Annotated in this window: 15 protein-coding genes and 1 pseudogene; 6 read left to right on the top strand and 10 right to left on the bottom strand. The window is 76.9% G+C overall.

Annotation, left to right across the window (positions count from 1 at the left end; genetic code table 11):
- Positions 1-164 precede the first annotated feature (164 nt).
- From ABZV78_RS22370 to ABZV78_RS22330, 9 genes are all read right to left on the bottom strand, one after another.
- On the bottom strand, positions 165-563 hold the full coding sequence (locus ABZV78_RS22370; protein ID WP_355641389.1) for a DUF3040 domain-containing protein: 399 nt from the start codon (positions 561-563) through the stop codon (positions 165-167).
- 115 nt (positions 564-678) lie between these two features.
- Positions 679-1,938, bottom strand: coding sequence for a DNA polymerase IV (locus ABZV78_RS22365; RefSeq protein WP_355641387.1), 1,260 nt, complete (start codon positions 1,936-1,938; stop codon positions 679-681).
- Between the two features lie 44 nt (positions 1,939-1,982).
- Entirely contained in the window at positions 1,983-3,146 is a 1,164-nt protein-coding gene (locus tag ABZV78_RS22360) for a nucleotide pyrophosphatase/phosphodiesterase family protein (RefSeq protein WP_355641385.1), read from the bottom strand.
- The gene (locus ABZV78_RS22355; RefSeq protein ID WP_355641383.1) at positions 3,143-3,892 is read right to left on the bottom strand and encodes a methyltransferase domain-containing protein; all 750 of its coding nucleotides are present in this window, start codon (positions 3,890-3,892) and stop codon (positions 3,143-3,145) included. The genes ABZV78_RS22360 and ABZV78_RS22355 overlap by 4 nt, the downstream gene beginning before the upstream one ends.
- 14 nt (positions 3,893-3,906) lie before the next feature.
- A complete protein-coding gene (locus ABZV78_RS22350) occupies positions 3,907-4,086 on the bottom strand; it encodes a hypothetical protein (protein WP_091268414.1) in 180 nt (59 codons plus the stop codon).
- Positions 4,087-4,183: 97 nt separating this feature from the next.
- A complete protein-coding gene (locus tag ABZV78_RS22345) occupies positions 4,184-7,555 on the bottom strand; it encodes an error-prone DNA polymerase (RefSeq protein WP_355641381.1) in 3,372 nt (1,123 codons plus the stop codon).
- 390 nt (positions 7,556-7,945) lie between these two features.
- Positions 7,946-9,727, bottom strand: a complete 1,782-nt coding sequence (locus ABZV78_RS22340) for a DNA polymerase Y family protein (protein ID WP_355641380.1) — start codon at positions 9,725-9,727, stop codon at positions 7,946-7,948.
- Entirely contained in the window at positions 9,724-10,497 is a 774-nt protein-coding gene (locus ABZV78_RS22335) for a hypothetical protein (RefSeq protein ID WP_355641378.1), read from the bottom strand. The genes ABZV78_RS22340 and ABZV78_RS22335 overlap by 4 nt, the downstream gene beginning before the upstream one ends.
- Before the next feature lie 164 nt (positions 10,498-10,661).
- Positions 10,662-11,156, bottom strand: a complete 495-nt coding sequence (locus tag ABZV78_RS22330) for an SAV_6107 family HEPN domain-containing protein (protein WP_355641376.1) — start codon at positions 11,154-11,156, stop codon at positions 10,662-10,664.
- A 479-nt stretch (positions 11,157-11,635) separates the two neighbouring features.
- Between ABZV78_RS22330 and ABZV78_RS22325 the strand changes: the two genes are divergently transcribed.
- The 3 genes from ABZV78_RS22325 to ABZV78_RS22315 are packed head-to-tail and all read left to right on the top strand — an operon-like array spanning position 11,636 to position 14,384.
- Positions 11,636-13,042, top strand: coding sequence for a ferredoxin reductase family protein (locus ABZV78_RS22325; protein ID WP_355641374.1), 1,407 nt, complete (start codon positions 11,636-11,638; stop codon positions 13,040-13,042).
- A 20-nt stretch (positions 13,043-13,062) separates the two neighbouring features.
- Positions 13,063-13,575 (top strand): FMN-binding protein, encoded by a 513-nt coding sequence (locus tag ABZV78_RS22320; protein ID WP_355641372.1) that lies wholly within the window; start codon positions 13,063-13,065, stop codon positions 13,573-13,575.
- An 8-nt stretch (positions 13,576-13,583) separates the two neighbouring features.
- On the top strand, positions 13,584-14,384 hold the full coding sequence (locus tag ABZV78_RS22315; protein WP_355641370.1) for an FAD:protein FMN transferase: 801 nt from the start codon (positions 13,584-13,586) through the stop codon (positions 14,382-14,384).
- Here the strand turns inward: ABZV78_RS22315 and ABZV78_RS22310 are convergent.
- Positions 14,369-15,556: an FAD-dependent monooxygenase gene (locus ABZV78_RS22310; RefSeq protein WP_355641368.1), complete on the bottom strand. Its 1,188-nt coding sequence runs from the start codon at positions 15,554-15,556 to the stop codon at positions 14,369-14,371. The two genes, ABZV78_RS22315 and ABZV78_RS22310, sit on opposite strands and share 16 nt — an antisense overlap.
- Before the next feature lie 74 nt (positions 15,557-15,630).
- Here ABZV78_RS22310 and ABZV78_RS22305 point away from each other — a divergent pair, with 74 nt between their 5' ends.
- From ABZV78_RS22305 to ABZV78_RS22295, 3 genes and pseudogenes are all read left to right on the top strand, one after another.
- On the top strand, positions 15,631-16,398 hold the full coding sequence (locus ABZV78_RS22305) for a TetR/AcrR family transcriptional regulator C-terminal domain-containing protein (protein WP_355641366.1): 768 nt from the start codon (positions 15,631-15,633) through the stop codon (positions 16,396-16,398).
- Positions 16,399-16,403: 5 nt separating this feature from the next.
- Entirely contained in the window at positions 16,404-16,892 is a 489-nt protein-coding gene (locus ABZV78_RS22300; RefSeq protein ID WP_355641364.1) for a YbaK/EbsC family protein, read from the top strand.
- Positions 16,889-17,316: pseudogene (locus tag ABZV78_RS22295) on the top strand (monooxygenase); the annotation flags it as partial. The gene ABZV78_RS22300 and the pseudogene ABZV78_RS22295, both read left to right, overlap by 4 nt.

Raw genomic sequence — 17,316 nt, 5'->3', positions numbered from 1 at the left:
CGCTCCCCCGCCGGCGGGCCGGACCGGGTCGCCTCGGGCAGGGCGATGCACCTCGGATCAGGACCTGCCTCGGATCAGGGCGCGCGGAAGCGACCACGCTCGCCGGTGGTGCCGGCGATCCGCCGTCGCGAGAAAGACCCCGCCCCCTCAGGGGCGGGACGTGCTCAGCGGTGCCCCTCCGGACGCTGCCGCCAGCGGTCCTCCATCCGGTCGAGGAAGGAGCCCCGGCGGCCGCTGCGGCCACCACGGGGACGACGACGGCTCGTCGTGCCGCCGACCACGTGCAGGTCGGGCGACTGGGACCGGCGGTGCGACTGCACCGCGTAGCCCAACGAGGCAAGCATGACGACGAAGCCCGCCACGGCCAGCGGGGGCGTCTTGATCACGGCACCGTAGATCAACAGGGCCAGACCAGCGATGACCACGCCGGCAGCGACGAGCACGCGACGCCGCGCGTGGAAACGCGGGTCGCTGGCGCGCACGGCCGAGGCGAACTTGGGGTCCTCGGCAAGCGACCGCTCGATCTGCTCGAACAGCCGCTGCTCGTGCTCCGAGAGCGGCACGGCACTCCTCCCCGGTCACGTTGGTCGGCCCGGTCGGGCCGACAGACCGTGGCAGCCAACCGGCTGCTTACCCGCAAGTCTACGAGGGGGCTCGCGCGTCGGAAAGCGGGACGACCTACGGCCGGGTCGGTTTTTCCACTCGCCGGGGATCACGCTTCCCGAGAAGACTGGCCGGACCTATGACGGACCGCCCGAATCGGGCGGCCGCCGCGTCGGCCGCCGCCTCCGCCTCCCGCCATCCGCGCTCGGGCGCGCCCAGGGTGAGCTGCTGCGGCGTCTCCTCCGCCGCGGCCAGCCCCTCCATCCGGACGCCGACGAGGCGGACCGGCTCGCCGGGGGCCAGGGCGGTCCAGAGCGCCCAGGCCGTGTCGAACATCTCCCGGGCCGTATCGGTGGGCACACCGAGGGTGCGGGAGCGGCTGACCGTGCGGAAGTCGGCCAACCGGACCTTGAGCGACACGGTCCGCCCGACCTGACCCGCGGCGCGCAGCCGGGCGCCGGCCTTCTCGGCGAGGGCGAGCAGCGCGCGGCGGATCTCCGCCGGATCGCTGACGTCGGTGTCGAAGGTGACCTCCGCGCCGATCGACTTCTCCACGTGCTCCGGCGAGACCCGGCGCGGGTCCCGCCCCCAGGCCAGCTCGTGCAGGTGGCCGGCGGACGCCTCCCCCACCGCCCGGCGGAGCAGGCCCGGTGACGCCTCGGCCAGGTCGCCCACGGTGTTCAGGCCGAGCCGGCGTAGCGCCTCGGCGGAGCGCTCCCCCACCCCCCACAGCGCCCCCACCGGCAGCGGGTGCAGGAACTCCAGCACCCGGGCGGCGGGCACCACGAGCAGGCCGTCCGGCTTGGCCCGGGTGGAGCCGAGCTTGGCCACGAACTTGCTCGGCGCCACCCCGACCGAGCAGGTCAGCTGCTGCTCCTCGGCGACCCGGCGACGGATCAGCCGGGCGATCTCGGTGGGGGCGCCGAAGAGCCGCCGGGCGCCGGCCACGTCGAGGAACGCCTCGTCCAGGGAGAGCGGCTCGACCAGCGGGGTGACGTCGCGGAAGATCCGCATCACGGCCCGGGAGGCCGCCGAGTAGGCGGTGAAGTCCGGCGGCAGGTAGACCGCGTGCGGGCAGAGCGCCCGGGCCCGGGCCGTGGGCATGGCGCTGCGGACGCCGTAGCGGCGGGCCTCGTAGCTCGCCGAGCTGACCACCCCGCGCGGACCGATCCCGCCCACCACCACCGGCTTGCCGCGCAGCTCGGGGCGGCGGCGCACCTCCACCGAGGCGAAGAAGGCGTCCATGTCGACGTGCAGGATCGGGCAGCCGGTGTCGTCGGCGTCCGGCCCGAAGCGCGGATCACCGCCCCGGGGCAACGACTGGCTGCGGCCCATCCCCGCAGGCTAGCCGCCCGGTCCGACAGTTCGCGCCGGCCGGGTCAGCCGCGGACCACCAACAGCGGGATGGTCATCTCGGCGGCGGTGTCCGCGCCGTGGTACGCGACCAGCCGCGACTCCATCGGCTTCTCCGAGCGGGTGGCGACCACCGCGTACGTGTCGCGGCAGACCACCACCACGTCGCCGATCCGGCCCAGGTGCGCCTCCGGCACCGGCCCGAACCAGCCGGTGGCCACCGCCTCCGCCCGGGTCAGCACCCGGGCGGCGCCGTCCAGCACCGCCGACCAGGCGGCTACCACGTCGTCGGTGGCGCCCGGCTCGACGTGCAGGTAGCGGACCCGGGGCTCGCCGGCCACCACCCGGACGCCGGCCCGCAGCCGGGGATCGGTGTCCAGGTCGATCCGGTGCCCGTCGGGCACGTTGAGCTGCCCGTGGTCGGCCGTGACCAGCAGCGCGGCGTCCGACGGCAGGCCGTCGACCAGCCGGGCGAGCAGGCGGTCCACCTCGGCGGCGGCCAACCGCCAGGGCGCGGAGTCCACGCCGGTGAGGTGCCCGTGCCGGTCCAGGTCGGGGTGGTAGCCGGAGACCAGGGTCGGCCCGGGACCGGCCGCCAGCGCGGCGAGCATCCGCTCCGCGAGCGGGTCGACGCCGGCCGCGCCCCGGTAGTCGCCGCCCCGGTTCGCGGCCAGGGTGAGGCCGCTGCCGCCGTACTCCGGGCGGCTGACCACGGTGACCGCCACCCCGGCGGCGCGGGCCCGCTCGTACCAGGTGGCGACGGGCTGCCAGCGCAGCGGCTCCGGGTCGCCGGCCCACTCGATGTGGCTGAGCACCCGGTCGGTCCCCGGCACCCGGACCTTGAAGCCGAGCACCCCGTGCGCGCCGGACGGGGTGCCGGTGCCGAGGCTGACCAGGCTGGTCGGGGTGGTGGAGGGGAAGCCGGCGGTGAGCGGGACGCCGACCGTGGCGGCCAGCCCGGCCAGCGTCGGCGCGTACGGGGCGGCGGTGGGGATCTGGTACCAGCCGAGCCCGTCGACCAGCAGCACGGCGACCCGGCGTACCCCGGCCAGTCGGGGTGCCAGGCCGAGCAGGTCGGCGGCGCCGGGCACGCCGAGCAGCGCGAGCGCGCTGGGCAGCACGTCGACCAGGCTCCCGCCGCCGTAGCGGGGCGCGACCCGGTCGAGCGGACCGACCGCCGGGCCGGTCATGCCGGGCGGCGGGCGAACAGGTGCAGCTGGGCGGCGAGATCGCGGTACGGCGGCCGGGCGGCGAGAGCCCGTTCCAGCTCGACCAGCGCGGCCGGCTGGCCGTCCGCCACCGCGGCCGGAAGCAGGTCGGCGAGCACGCGTACGCCGTGGATCTCCTCGACGGTGAGCCCGGCGGCGGCGAGCAGGGTGGTGGCGCCGTCGGCGTCGTAGCGGCGGCGCAGGGTGTCCCGGGGGCCGGCGGTGCCGGCCGGGTCGGCGGCGAGCGCGGCGGCCACGTCCAGGTGGCCGTTCATGGCCCGGGCCAGCACGGCGGCGGCCCGGCCGGCGACCAGCACGCTGGCCGCGCCTCCGGGACGCAGGGCGGCGGCCAGCGCGGCGACCACCGGGGCGGGGTCGTCCACCACCTCCAGGACCGAGTGGCAGAGCACCAGGTCGGCGGTGGCCGGCTCGACCAGCCCGGCGAGCGCGTCGCCGTCGCCCTGCACGGCGCGTACCCGCTCGGCGACCCCGGCCTCGGCGGCCCGGCGGGTCAGCGCGGCGAGTGCGTCGGGGCTGGCGTCGACCACGGTGACCCGGTGGCCGGCCTCGGCGAGCGGGACGGCGAAGCCGCCGGTCCCGCCGCCGACGTCGAGGACGGTGAGCCGCTCGCCGGCCCGCCGGTCCAGCTCGGCCCGGAGCACCGCCCAGATCACGGCGGTACGGGGGGTCAGGGTTCGGGTCCGCTCCACGCCGCCGAGCCTAGTCATCCCCGGGCCCGGGGTCAGGACTCGCCACCGCCGGCGGGGTCCTCCTCGGCGCGGGAGCGCTGGGCGTTGGCCACCGGCCCGTCGGTCACCTGGTATTCCCGCGGCTCCACCTCGTGGGTCGGCGCCCAGCCGGCGCCCAGCCGGGTCCGCCGGGCGTTCGCCACGCCGCCGGGGTACGTGCTGTGAAAGGTCATCGGTTCATCCCCCATACCCGGGTGGGCCACTCTGCCCAACCCGTGCCGGGAGTCTCCCGCCTCCGGCCCTCGGAAACCGTAATGTGGATCACTCCGCTCAACGGAAATCCCGGGACGCCGGCGTGACGGGCGGCTCGATCGCGTCCAGCCGGTCCGCGGTGAGGCTGACGACGCCCTCGTGCCGCTGCAACCGGCCCCGCACCACCAGCGCGCCGCTGGTGCGGGCGATTCGACGGTAGCGCTGCCAGAGCCCCGGGGAGCAAGTGACATTGAGCATGCCGGTCTCGTCCTCCAGGTTGAGGAAGGTGACCCCGCCGGCGGTCGCCGGGCGCTGCCGGTGGGTGACGATCCCGCCGACCCGGATCCGCTGCCCCGGCTCCACCCGGCCCAGCCGGGCGATCGGCACCGCGCCCAGCGCGTCCAGCCGCTCCCGGATGAACCGGGCCGGGTGGCTCTCCGGGGACAGGCCGGTGGCCCAGACGTCGGCGACCAGGCGGTCCACCGCCTCCATCCCGGGCAGCGTCGGCGGGGCCGTGCCGGTCACCGTGCCGGGCAGCCGGCCCGGCCGGTCCTGGGCCGCCGCGCCGGCGGCCCAGAGGGCCTGCCGCCGGGTCAGCCCGAAGCAGGCGAAGGCGTCCGCGGTGGCCAGCGCCTCCAGCTGCGCCGCGGTCAGGCCGACCCGGCGGGCCAGGTCCGGCATGTCCCGGTACGGCCCGTGGGCCGTCCGCTCCGCCTCGATCCGCTCGGCCACCTCGTCGCCGAGGGTCCGCACGGCGGACAGCCCCAGCCGGACCGCCGGACCGCCCAGCCCCCAGGCGTGCGGCGGCTCGCCCGGCTGGCTCCCCCAGCGGGTCTCCGGGGTGGACTCCAGAACCGCCTTCGCGCCGCTGGCGTTGATGTCCGGCCGGCGGACCTCGACGCCGTGCCGGCGGGCGTCGTCGACCAGGGTCTGCGGCGAGTAGAAGCCCATCGGCTGGGCGTTGAGCAGCGCGGCCAGGAACGGGCCGGGGTGGTAGCGCTTCAGCCAGGAGCTGGCGTACACCAGGTAGGCGAAGCTCATGGCGTGGCTCTCCGGGAAGCCGTAGCTGGCGAACGCGGTGAGCTTGCGGTAGACGTCGTCGGCCAGCTCGCCCGTGATGCCCCGCTCGGCCATTCCGGCGTAGAGGCGGTCGGCGATCTGCGCCATCCGCTCCACCGAGCGCTTCGCCCCCATGGCCCGGCGCAGCTGGTCGGCCCCGGCCGCGTCGAAGCCGGCCAGGTCGATGGCGAGCTGCATGAGCTGCTCCTGGAACAGCGGCACGCCGAGGGTCTTCTCCAGCGCGTTGCGCATCAGCGGGTGCGCGAAGGTCACCGGCTCCTGGCCGTTCTTGCGCCGGATGTAGGGGTGCACCGAGCCGCCCTGGATCGGGCCGGGACGGATCAGCGCCACCTCCACCACCAGGTCGTAGAACTCGCGGGGCTTGAGCCGGGGCAGGGTGGCCATCTGGGCGCGGCTCTCCACCTGGAACACCCCGACCGAGTCGGCCCGGCAGAGCATGTCGTAGACCTCGGGGTCGTCCAGGGTCATGTCGCCCAGGTCCAGGCTCATCCCGATCAGGTCGTAGCCGTAGTGCAGCGCGGAGAGCATGCCGAGGCCGAGCAGGTCGAACTTGACCAGGCCGACGGCGGCGCAGTCGTCCTTGTCCCACTGGAGCACGCTGCGGCCGGGCATCCGCCCCCACTCCACCGGGCAGACCTCGATCACCGGCCGGTCGCAGATCACCATGCCGCCGGAGTGGATGCCCAGGTGCCGGGGGAACGTCTGCAGCTCGTTGGCGTACGCCACCACCTGCTCGGGGATGTCCTCGACGTCGACCGCCGCGACCGAGCCCCAGCGGTCGATCTGCTTGCTCCAGGCGTCCTGCTGCCCGGGCGAGAAGCCGAACGCCTTGGCCACGTCCCGCACCGCCGACCGGGGCCGGTAGGAGATGACGTTGGCGACCTGGGCGGTGTGCTCCCGGCCGTAGCGGGCGTAGACGTGCTGGATCACCTCCTCCCGGCGGTCGGACTCGATGTCCACGTCGATGTCGGGCGGGCCGTCCCGTTCCGGGGCGAGGAAGCGCTCGAAGAGCAGCCGGTGACGCACCGCGTCCACGTTGGTGATCCGCAGCGCGTAGCAGACCGCCGAGTTGGCCGCCGAGCCCCGGCCCTGGCAGTAGATGTCCTGCTCGCGGCAGAACGCGACGATGTCGTAGACCACCAGGAAGTAGCCGGGGAAGCCCAGGTCCTCGATCATCCGCAGCTCGTGCTCCAGCTGCGCGTACGCCTCCGGGTGCGCCTCGGGCGGGCCGTAGCGCTCCCGGGCGCCGGCCATGGTGAGGTGGCGCAGCCAGCTCATCTCGGTGTGCCCCGGCGGCACCGGGTACGCCGGCAGCTCCGGCGCGACCAGTTGCAGGTCGAAGGCGAGTTCCGCGCCGAACTCGGCGGCCCGGGCCACCGCACCCGGGTACGCGGCGAACCGCGCCGCCATCTCCGCGCCGCTGCGCAGGTGGGCGGTGGCGGCGGCGGGCAGCCAGCCGTCGATCTCGTCCAGGCTGCGCCGGGCCCGCACCGCGGCCACGGTGGTGGCCAGCCGGCGCCGCCCCGGGGTGGCGTAGTGCACGTTGTTGGTGGCCACCGTGGGCAACCCCGCCGCGGCGGCCAGCTCGGCCAGCGCGTCGTTGCGGTCGGCGTCGAGCGGGTGGCCGTGGTCGGTCAGCTCCACCGCCACCGTCTCGGCGCCGAAGAGCGCGGTGAGCCGGTCCAGCTCCCGGGCCGCCGCGTCGACGCCCTCGGTGAGCAGCGCGGCGGGGACGTGCCCCTTGCGGCAGCCGGTGAGCACCAGCACGTGGTCGCGCAGCTCCGCGGCGACCTCCGCCAGCTCGCCGTAGACCGGGCGGCCCTTCTCGCCGCCGCGCAGCTGGGCCCGGGCGATGGTGGCGGCGAGTCGGGCGTATCCCTCGTGGCCGTGGGCCAGCACCAGCAGGTGCGCGCCGTGCGGGTCCGGCTCGCCGTTCTGCGGGCCGGGCAGCCCGAGGGAGAGCTCCGCGCCGAAGACCGTCGGCAGGTGCAGCGTGCGGGCCGCCTCGGCGAAGCGCACCACGCCGTAGAAGCCGTCGTGGTCGGTGACGGCGAGCGCGGTGAGCCCCAGCCGGGCGGCCTCCTCGGCCAGTTCCTCCGGGTGGCTGGCGCCGTCGAGGAAGCTGAAGTTGGAGTGCGCGTGCAGTTCCGCGTAGGGCACCGCGTCGTCCGGGCGGGGCAGCTCCGGCGGCACGTACTCCTGCCGCTTGCGGCTCCACGCCGGAGAGTCGCCGCCGTCGGCGTCGACCGCGAGCGGGTCCACCACGTGCAGGTGCCGCTCGCCCTTGGGCCGCCCCTTGCCGGACCCGGGCCGTCCGGAGAGCACCTGCTCCAGCTCCGACCAGGGCATCTTCGGGTTGTGGAAGCTCACCGACCGCCTCCCGGGCGGTTCCGCGTCGAAATCTTGGAACCTTGCGGCCCCTGGAGGGGCCGAATTCCTCCAAGATCTGGTTCCGCCCCCGCAAGGAGGCGGATGACCGTTGGTTGGCTACGAACTTGATGATGCGAATGAATCGCGGGAGCGGGAGCGGGAGCGGGAGCGGGAGCGGGAGCGGGAACCGGAACGGGAACGGGAGCAGACGGCGATCCGTTCACGTCATCAAGTTCGTAGCCTGCGACGGGTCGGAGCCGGTGCGGCACGTCAGCGTGCCGCTCGACCGAGGCATGCCGCGCCGCTGAGGCCCGCCGCACCGCCGAGGCCCGCCGCGCGACCGAGGCCCGCCGCACCGCCGAGGCCCGCCGCGCGGCCGGAGCACGGCGCTCAGTCATAGATCGCCTCCACCAGCCACTGGCCGCCCTCGACCGCGAGCAGCAGGGCGGCCCCGTCGGCCAGGCAGACCTGGAACCGGGCCCGGCGACGGGCCTCGGCCGGCGCCCACCAGCGCTCGTCCACCGGCCACGGGCCGGCCCACCCGACGATCTCGGCTGGCCGGCCGGTGTCGACGGTCAGCCGGGCCGGCGCGGCGCTGACCGCCAGCCGGGCGCTGACCACGACCGGCTCGCCGGCCGCGTCGTGCACGGCGGCGAGCAGCGGGGTGGGCAGCACCACGGCCGGCGCGGGCGGCGGGATCCGCCCCGGCCACGGCGGCACCGGAACCGCCCCGCCCGACCGCGCCGCCCCGCCGTTCCGCACCGGACGGCCCGGCCGCGCCACCACACCGGCCGGGTCCGGCCGCGCCACGGCATCGGCCCGGGTCCGCCCGGCCGGCGCCGTCGGCTCGGCCGGCGGTACCGGCGGCTCGGCGGCCGACAGGGGTGGCGGCTCGGCGGCCGGCAGGGGTGGCGGCTCGGCGGCCGGCAGGGGTGGCGGGCCGGGGCGGGTGGGCAGGCGCTCGTCGCCCCACGGGACCAGGCGCACCTGGTCGGCCGGGGAGCGCCCGCCGCCGAGCACGGCGGTGACCACCGCCTCGGGGCCGAGAATGCCCTGCACCCGGCTCAACGCGCGGTGCGCCCGCTCCCGCTCCTCGCCGGTCTCCCCCCACAGGCCGGGTTGCAGGCCGGCCTGGGCGAGCACCCCGTCCGGCACCAGCCGCAGCCGGATGATCCCGGCGGTGGGGCGGGCCGGGCGGGCGCCGCCCCGGCCGTTGCTGCCGGAGAGCCAGCCGTCGAGCTGCCAGCGGACCCGGTCGGCGATGGCCGCGGCGGTGAGCAGGCCGTCGTGTCGCCAGACCCGGTGCAGCTCCTGGCCGTGCGCGGTGACCGCCTCGATGCCGAGCCGGGTGCAGGCCAGCCCGTGCGCGGCCAGCCGCTCGTGCAGTTGCTCGGCCAGCGTCCGGGCGGCGAACGCCGCGGCGTCGACCCGGTCGATCGGCTCGTCGTGGTCGGCGGTGACGGTCAGGTCGGCGGGCGGCTGCCGGACCGCGAGCGGCCGGTGGTCCCGGCCGGCGGCGAGCTGATGGGCCAGCGCACCGTCGAAGCCGAACCGGGCCAGCACGTCCCCGGCGGGCAGCGCGGCGAAGTCGCCGAGGGTGCGTACGCCCAGCCGGCGCAGCAGGTCGGTCAGGGTGGGCCGGCCGAGCGCCTCGACGGGCAGGCCGGCCAGGAACTCCGGGGTCCCGCCGGGGGGCACGATCCGGCCGTCCCGGGCGGCCAGCCCGGCGGCGAAGACCCCGTCGGCGATGCCGACCTGGCTCTCCACCGCGCAGGTCTGGGCGACGTGCTCGACGATCCGCTCGGCCGCCGCCTCCTCGCCGCCGAGGTAGCGGCTGGGGCCCCGGGCGGCCAGCGCGCAGGCTCCGGGGCGGATCACCTCGACCCCGGCGACCACCTCCTCGACGGCGGCCACCACCGGTTCGAACGCCCGGGCGTCCCGGGCGGGGTCGTGGTCGACGACGGTGAGCTGGGGGCAGCGCCCCTGCGCCTCCCGCCGGCGCAGCCCGCGCCGGACGCCCTCGGCGCGGGCCCGCTCGGAGCAGGCGACCACCCGGTTGGCGTGCAGCACCACGACCGGGTCGGTGGCCGGCACCCCGTCGACGATCTCGGCGGCGAGGACCGGCCAGTCCGGGCACCAGAGCAGCAGGGTCCGCGCCGGCGCGCCGCTCATGCCGACCCGACCACGGTGAGCGGCCGGACGGCGGCAGCGGCGGCCGGGGCCACCACGCGGAGCCGCCGGGGCGCGGCGGCGCGGGCGGCGCCGGCGCCGGTCGAGCGGGGGATCACCCGGGTCAGCTCGTCGCCGGGCAGCCAGACCTTGATCTCCTTGGGGCGGGCGGCCGCGCCCCGGCCGCGGGCCGAGACGGTCACCTCCCGGCGGCGCAGCCGGCCCCGGCCCGGCCCGAGCCCCTCCCAGACCCCGCGGACCACCTGGAGCGTCACGTCCGCGCCGTCCCACCGGCCGTACGGGACGAGCACGCTGCCGCGCTGCCGGGCCCGGGCGGCCAGCCGGTTGGCGACCGAGGCGGAGACCGTGCTCGGCACGGCGGTGACCACCACGTCGACCCCGTCGATGAGCGCGGCGACGACGGTGGGCCACTCCGGGCCGGGGTTCGGCACCAGGGCGAGCCGGTCCAGGGCGATGCCGGCCTCGGCCGCCGCGCCGGCCCCGAAGGTGGGCACGCCAACCACGGCGCACCACGAGCCGGCCCGGGACGCCTCGGCGAGCAGGGCGAGGAGCAGGGAGGTGGCGCCGCTGCGCCGGGGCTGGCCGGCGCCGACCGCGATGGTGCTGCCGCGCCGCAGCCCGCGGTTGGGCAGCAGCCCGGTCAGCTCGGGCCGGACGGGGAGCACCCGGTGGCCGCCCGCGGGGTCGGGCGCGCTCGCCGGGCGTACCAGCTCGGCCAGGGCGGCGGAACCGACCACCATGCGGCCCGCCATCGGACCTACCCCCCGTCGTGTGTTCACCACGGGCACCGGCCCGTGGATGGTGCTTGGATCGTGCGGTGCGGAACGCGCGTGCGGCCCGGCGCGGCGTGCTCGCCGCCGCCGGGAGTGGCGCCCGGCCACCCGGGGTCCCGCCGGTGGTGGCCGGGCGCCACGACTCAGGCGGCGGCTGCTCCGGGTCGCGGCGTGGCGTCAGACACGCCGAGCCGGTGCAGCCCGTCGAGCGCCGGTTGGTGGGCCAGGCCGAGCGCGGTCTCCACCACGGTCACGAACTCCTCGGCGGCACGGAGCAGGTCGTCGGCCTCCCGGGCGGTGACCACCCGGGGGATGCCGGCCTCGGCGGCGGCCCGCTTGCCGGCCCCGGCGGCGAAATAGGCGGCCCACTCGTCCAGCTCGGGGGCGACGGCGGCGAGCAGCACCCAGACGCTGGTGATGCGGTTGCGCCGGGTGGGTGCGGGGCGGGCGCGGGCGGCGAGCAGGGCGGCGGCGGCGCGCAGCGCGGCGAGGTGGGCGGCGGCGTACCGGAGGCCGTCGGGACGGGTGCGGGCGGCCTCGGCCAGCCCGTGGCGGGCCACCACGAGCAGTTGGGCGGGGGTGCGGTGCGGCAGCACGTGCGCGGGCACCGTGGGCGCCTGGGCCGGACTGGTCGACATGGTCTCTCCTCCGCGTGGGCCGGGGCGGGGCGGCCGCGCGACGGGGAGCCGTCGCCCGGGACGCCCGGAACGGGCGGTGCGGAGGAAGACGCACCAGGTGGGGGCCGGCCGGGTGTGGACGCTTCCCCACACCACACCCGGCCGGCGTACCGGCGGGTCCGTCGCCCGCCGCCCGGGGGTCGTGGGCGGCGGGCGACGATCCTGCCTGACGGGTCCGGACTCGCGACTGTCCGGAGCCCGGTGCGGTCCGCGGAACCGCACCTCCCGGGAGCCGGAGCCGCGAAACACCGCTCCCGGACGTTGGAACGAGCGTACGACTGAATCGAACACTCGTTCTAACTGCTCTGACAGTACACCTCCCCTCCGACGAAAATGCAACGTGTGACGCACCGGCGTGCCGAACGCCGGCCGGTCAACTCTCAGGGCGCGCACAGCATCGACAAAGGAGCCGCCGAACTCCGGGCCCCAGGGTTGACGACATGAACGTCAGCCATACCGCCGTCGCCGGCCGACGGATCCCGCGCCGGGCCCTGCCGGCGGCACCCACCTGGTGGGCCGACGTGGTCGGCGGCGCCGCGGTGCTCAGCCTGCTGGTGGTCACCGCGCTCTGGACCGCCGACCGCGGCGTGCAGGAGCTGCTGGGCGGCACGGCCACCGGCCTCACCTCGCTCGGCCGGCTCGCCGGCCTGGTCAGCGCCGACCTGATGCTCGTCCAGGTGGTGCTCATGGCCCGGGTGCCGCTGATCGAGCGGCGCTTCGGCCAGGACCGGATCGCCCGCTGGCACCGGCTCACCGGCTTCACCTCGTTCCACCTGCTCCTGGCGCACGTGCTGCTGACCGTCCTCGGCTACGCCGGCACCGCCCGCCGGGGCGTGCTCGCCGAGACCTGGGACCTGGTCGTCACGTACCCGGGGATGCTGCTGGCCACCGCGGCGTTCGGCCTGCTGGTGCTGGTGGTGGTGACCTCGGTCCGGGCGGCCCGGCGCCGGCTGCGCTACGAGTCCTGGCACCTGCTGCACCTGTACGCGTACCTGGGCGTCGCGCTGGCGCTGCCGCACCAGCTCTGGACCGGCGCCGACTTCGTCGCCTCGCCGCTCGCCCGCGCCTACTGGTGGACCGTCTACCTGCTGGCGCTGGCCAGCGTGCTGGTCTGGCGGCTGGGGCTGCCCGCCTGGCGCTCGCTGCGGCACCGGATCGAGGTGGCCGCCGTGGTCGCCGAGGCGCCCGGGATCACCTCGGTCTGGCTGCGCGGGCGCGACCTGCACCGGCTGCCCGTCCGGGCCGGGCAGTTCCTGCTCTGGCGGTTCCTGGACGGCTCCGGCTGGTCCCGGGCCCACCCGTACTCGCTGTCCGCGCCGCCGAACGGCGACCTGATGCGGATCACGGTCAAGGATCTGGGCGACGGCAGCGCCCGGGTGGCCGCCCTGCGCCCCGGCACGCGGGTGCTCGTCGAGGGGCCGTACGGGCGGCTCACCGGGGAGCACTGGCGCGGCGGCGGGATCACGATGCTGGCCTGCGGGGTCGGCATCACCCCGCTGCTGGCGTTGCTCTGGGAACTGCCGTACGCGCCCGGCCAGGCGGTGCTGCTCTACCGCGCGCGTACCCCCGACGACCTGGCCTTCCGGGCGGAGCTGGACCGGCTCGCCGCGGAGCGCGGGCTGGTCGTGCACCACCTGGTCGGCCCCCGGGCGGCGCACCCGTCCTGGCTGCCGGCCTACGCCGAGGGGCTCTCCGACGCGGAGGCGCTGCGCCGGCTCTCCCCCGGCGTCGCCGGCCACGACGTCTTCCTCTGCGGACCGGACGGCTGGGTCGACGCCGCCCGCACCGCGACCCGCGCCGCCGGAGTCCCCGACGCGCACGTCCATCACGAACGCTTCGCCTGGTGACAGGCGCGAAGGGAGGATCCGTGCGACGGATCACCATCTGGCTGCTCTCCACCGTGGCCGCGCTGGTGCTGCTGTTCAGCTACCGGACCAGCACCATGGGCACGGGCTGGGCGCGCAGCGCCATCGCCTCCGACACCGACGGCGCCGGCAGTTCCTGGAGCGGCACGGACGCCGGCACCGGCGCCACCGGCCCGGGCTCCTCGACCGGCAGCGACGACAGCGGCAGTGGCGGCGACGGCAGGGTCAGCGGGGGCGACGGCACGGCCACCGGGTCGGTGGCGCAGACCCGGTGGGGGCCGGTGCAGGTGAAGATCACCGTCACCGGCGGGAAGATCACCGACGTCACCGTGCTCCAGGTGCCGGACGGCAACCACCGGGACCAGGAGATCAACGACTACGCGGTGCCGATCCTTCGGCAGGAGGCCCTCGCGGCGCAGAGCGCACGGATCGACACCGTCTCCGGGGCCACCGTGACCAGCGACGGCTACCGCGAGTCGCTCCAGTCCGCGATCGACGCGGCGCACCTGGGATGAGCGGGACCATGACGACCGGACCGGACCGGCGCGCCTGGGTGGCGCAGGTGATGGGGCTGCCGGTCAGCGTGCACCTGCGCGGCCCCGGGGTGCGCACCGACGCGGTGGCCGAGCGGGTGGACCGGGTCTTCGCCGAGTTGCGCGCGGTGGACGCCACGTTCAGCACGTATCGGCCGGACAGCGTGCTGGCCCGGCTCGGCGGGGCGATGCCCGACCCGGCCGCCGCGGAGCCGCTGGTGCGCGAGGTGGTCGAGCGCTGCGAGGCGGCCCGCGTCCGCACCGACGGGTGGTTCGACGCCCGGCGGCTGCCGCTGCCCGGCGGCGGCACCGGCTTCGACCCGTCCGGCCTGGTCAAGGGCTGGGCCGTGGAGCGGGCCGCGCGCTGGTTGGTGCTGCCCGGCCACGACCTGTGCCTCAACGCCGGCGGGGACGTGCTGCTGCGCACCGCGCCAGGCCGGCCGGCCTGGCGGGTCGGGATCGAGGACCCGGACCGTCCCGAGCGGCTGCTCGACGTCGTCGCCCGCCCGCACGGCGCGGTCGCCACGTCGGGCACCGCGCGGCGCGGCGCACACATCACCGACCCGCGCGCCGGGCGGCCGGCCGAGGCCGTCCGGTCGGTCACCGTGGTCGGCCCCGAGCTGCTGTGGGCCGACGTGTACGCCACCGCGGCCGTCGCCCGCGGCGCGGACGCGCTCGACTGGCTGGCCACCCTGGACGGGTACGCGGCCCTGCTGGTGGACGCCGCCGGCCGGGTCCGGGCCACCCCGAACTGGCCCGGCTCCCGGCCGGCGGCTCAGACCCGCGCGTAATCGGGCAGGTCGGCCTCGGTGGCCAGCGAGCCGGTGCCGCGCACCAGCAGCGACTGGACCGGGCGGGTGGCCAGCAGCCGGTCGCGCAGCCACAGCCCCCAGCCGCTGGCCGGGGCGAGGAAGTGGCCGGGGCTGGCGCCGCGCTGCCAGCGGCCGGCGTAGGACCGCATCCGCCGCTCGTACGCGGGCAGCGCCACCCGGTGGTCGCCGCCGGCCAGGGCCAGCTCGCCGGCGAGCACGTACGCCCCGACCAGGCCGGTGCCCACCCCCATCCCGCCAAGGGTCACCCCCCAGGCCGCGTCGCCGAGCAGCACCGTCCGGCCGGCGTGCCAGCGGGGGACGCTGACCCGGGCGATCGCGTCGAAGTAGAGCTCGGGCGCGGCGCGCAGGCCGGCCAGCAGCCGGGGCACGTGCCAGCCCAGCCCGGCGAAGGCGTCGGCGATCAGCGCCTTCTGCCGGTCGAGGTCGAGCCGCTCGTGGTCCTGCCGGGGCGAGGCGAACACGACGAAGGCGCCCGCCCGGCCCGGCTCGCGCTGGTCGGCGGCCACGCTGGCCATCCGGCCGGGCACGTTGTACTGCCGCGGGACCGGGCCCGCCCCGAGGTCGTCGGGCAGGTCCCAGCCGGCCAGGTGGTAGCCGAGGTGGGTGACGTAGGCGGACTCGGGCCCGAACGCCAGCCGGCGCACGCCGGAGTGCAGCCCGTCCGCACCGACCACGAGGTCGACGGTGCGGGAGGCGCCCCGGTCGAGGTCGACCCGCACCCCGTCGGCGGTCTCGGTGAGCGCAGTGATCCGGTCGCCGAACAGGTAGCTGACCCGGTCGGCGCCGCGCTCGTAGAGGATCCGGGACAGGTCCCGGCGGCGGACCTCCAGCTCGCCGCCGGCGAACTCGGCCGGCAGCCGGAAGATCTCCCGGTCGTGCTCGTCCACCCGGCTCATCGCGCCGGCGTGGGTCTGCACCGCGCGCAACTCGTCGAGCACGCCCATTGCGGCGAGCACGCCGAGGTGGGTCGGGCCGCGGAAGTCGACCGCGAAGCCGCTGGTCCGCAGCGCGGGAGCGGTCTCGACGACGGTGACCTCGGCCCCGTGCCGGGCCAGCCACCAGGCCACCGCCGGGCCGGCCACCCCGGCGCCGGAGACGAGCACGCGGAAACCGCGCAGTGGAGTGGGCATGTCTTCCCCCGTTCAAACTGTGTCCCTCGGATACAGAGTACTGTAGACGCAGTTTCGAGCCGAGGACAAGAGGGGTGACCGTGGAGACCGGTGGCGTCGACAAACGCCGGCTGTTCGAGCTGCTGTGGGGCACCCCGACCGGGCCCCGGCGGGGGCCGCGCCCCACCCTCACGCTGGCCGCGATCGCCCGCGCCGGCATCACCATCGCCGACGCCGACGGCCTCGAGGGGCTGACCATGCAGCGGGTCGCCGAGTCGCTGGACGTCACCAAGATGGCGCTCTACCGCTACGTGCCCGGCCGCGCCGAACTGGTGGCGCTGATGCTGGAGGCGGCGATCGGCGAGCCGCCCGCCCCGCCGGCCGGGGCCGACTGGCGCGGCCGGCTCGACGACTGGACCCGGCAGCTGTTCGACCGGTTCCGCCGGCACCCGTGGGCCCAGGCGGCGACCGTCGGCGCCCGGCTGCCCGGCCCGAACGAGCTGGCCTGGGTGGAAGCGGTGGTAGCCGCCCTCACCGGCACCGGGCTGACCGGCGCCGAGCAGCTCGACGTCGCGGTGCTCCTGGTCGGGCACGCCCGCAACCTGGCCCAGCACGCGACGCCGGAGGGCGCGCCCGCCGGGAGCCGGGAGGCCGCCTTCGGCGTCCTGGTCCGTGGCCGCGAGGAGCGGTTCCCGGCGCTGGACGCCGCCCTGCGCGGCATCGACCCGGAGGCCACCGACGCGGCCCTCGACTTCGGCCTGGCCCGGATCCTCGACGGCATCGGCGCGCTGATCGCCGCCCGCGCCGCCGACCCCCGTTCGGGCGGGGCGGCCCGCCGGGGCCCGGGCGGCCGGGGAGAATGAGGGGCATGCAGCCACACCCGAACGTGCAGGCGGTGCAGCGGGCGCTCGACGACGCGGGCGCGCGGGACGGCTCCGGCGGCCCGAGCCAGGTCCGCCTGCTGCCCGAGGCCGTGCACACCGCCGCCGCGGCGGCCGAGGCGCTCGGCGTCCAGGTCGGCGCCATCGCCAACTCGCTCGTCTTCGACGCCGACGACGCGCCCCTGCTGGTGCTCACCTCCGGCGCGCACCGGGTGGACACCGCCGGGCTGGCCGCGTCCCTCGGGGTCACCCACCTGCGCCGGGCCACCCCGGAGTTCGTCAAGCGGCACACCGGGCAGGTGATCGGCGGGGTCGCCCCGGTCGGCCACCCGCAGCCGCTGCGCACCCTCGTGGACACCGCGCTGGCGGCGTACGACGAGGTGTGGGCGGCCGGCGGCGTGCCCCAGGCGGTCTTCCCCACCACGCACGCGGAGCTGCTGCGGCTCACCTCCGGCGCACCGACCGAGGTGGCGTGACTCCCGAACTCGTCACGCTGCACGTGTGGCGGATCCCCCGGGCGGCCGTCCCCCGGGCGCTGGCCCGGATGGCGACCCACCCGGCGCGGCTGCGCCGGATGCCCGGCGTCCGGTTCGCCAAGCTGCTCGGCACCGGGACCGGCACCGGCTTCGGCCCCGGCGACGCCGACCTGACCCGGTGGGCCGCCCTGGTCGTCTGGGACTCCCCCGCCGCGGCGGCCGGCTTCGACGCCTCCCCGGTCGGCCGCTCCTGGGCCCGGCTCGCCCGCGCCGGTGTCCGGGTGGAGCTGCGCCCGCTGACCAGCCGGGGCGAGTGGGCCGGCCGCCGGCCGTTCGGCGAGCCGCCCGGCGGCCGGGTCGCCGGGCCGGTCACCAGCGCCCGCTTGGCCAGCCGTTCCAGCTCGGGCGGGGCGTCGATGCCGTG

It is taken from the genome of Micromonospora sp. NPDC004540, assembly GCF_040610095.1.
GTDB lineage: Bacteria > Actinomycetota > Actinomycetes > Mycobacteriales > Micromonosporaceae > Micromonospora.
Note: the sequence above shows the minus strand (reverse complement) of the source record. Positions and strands in the feature narration are given on the sequence as shown.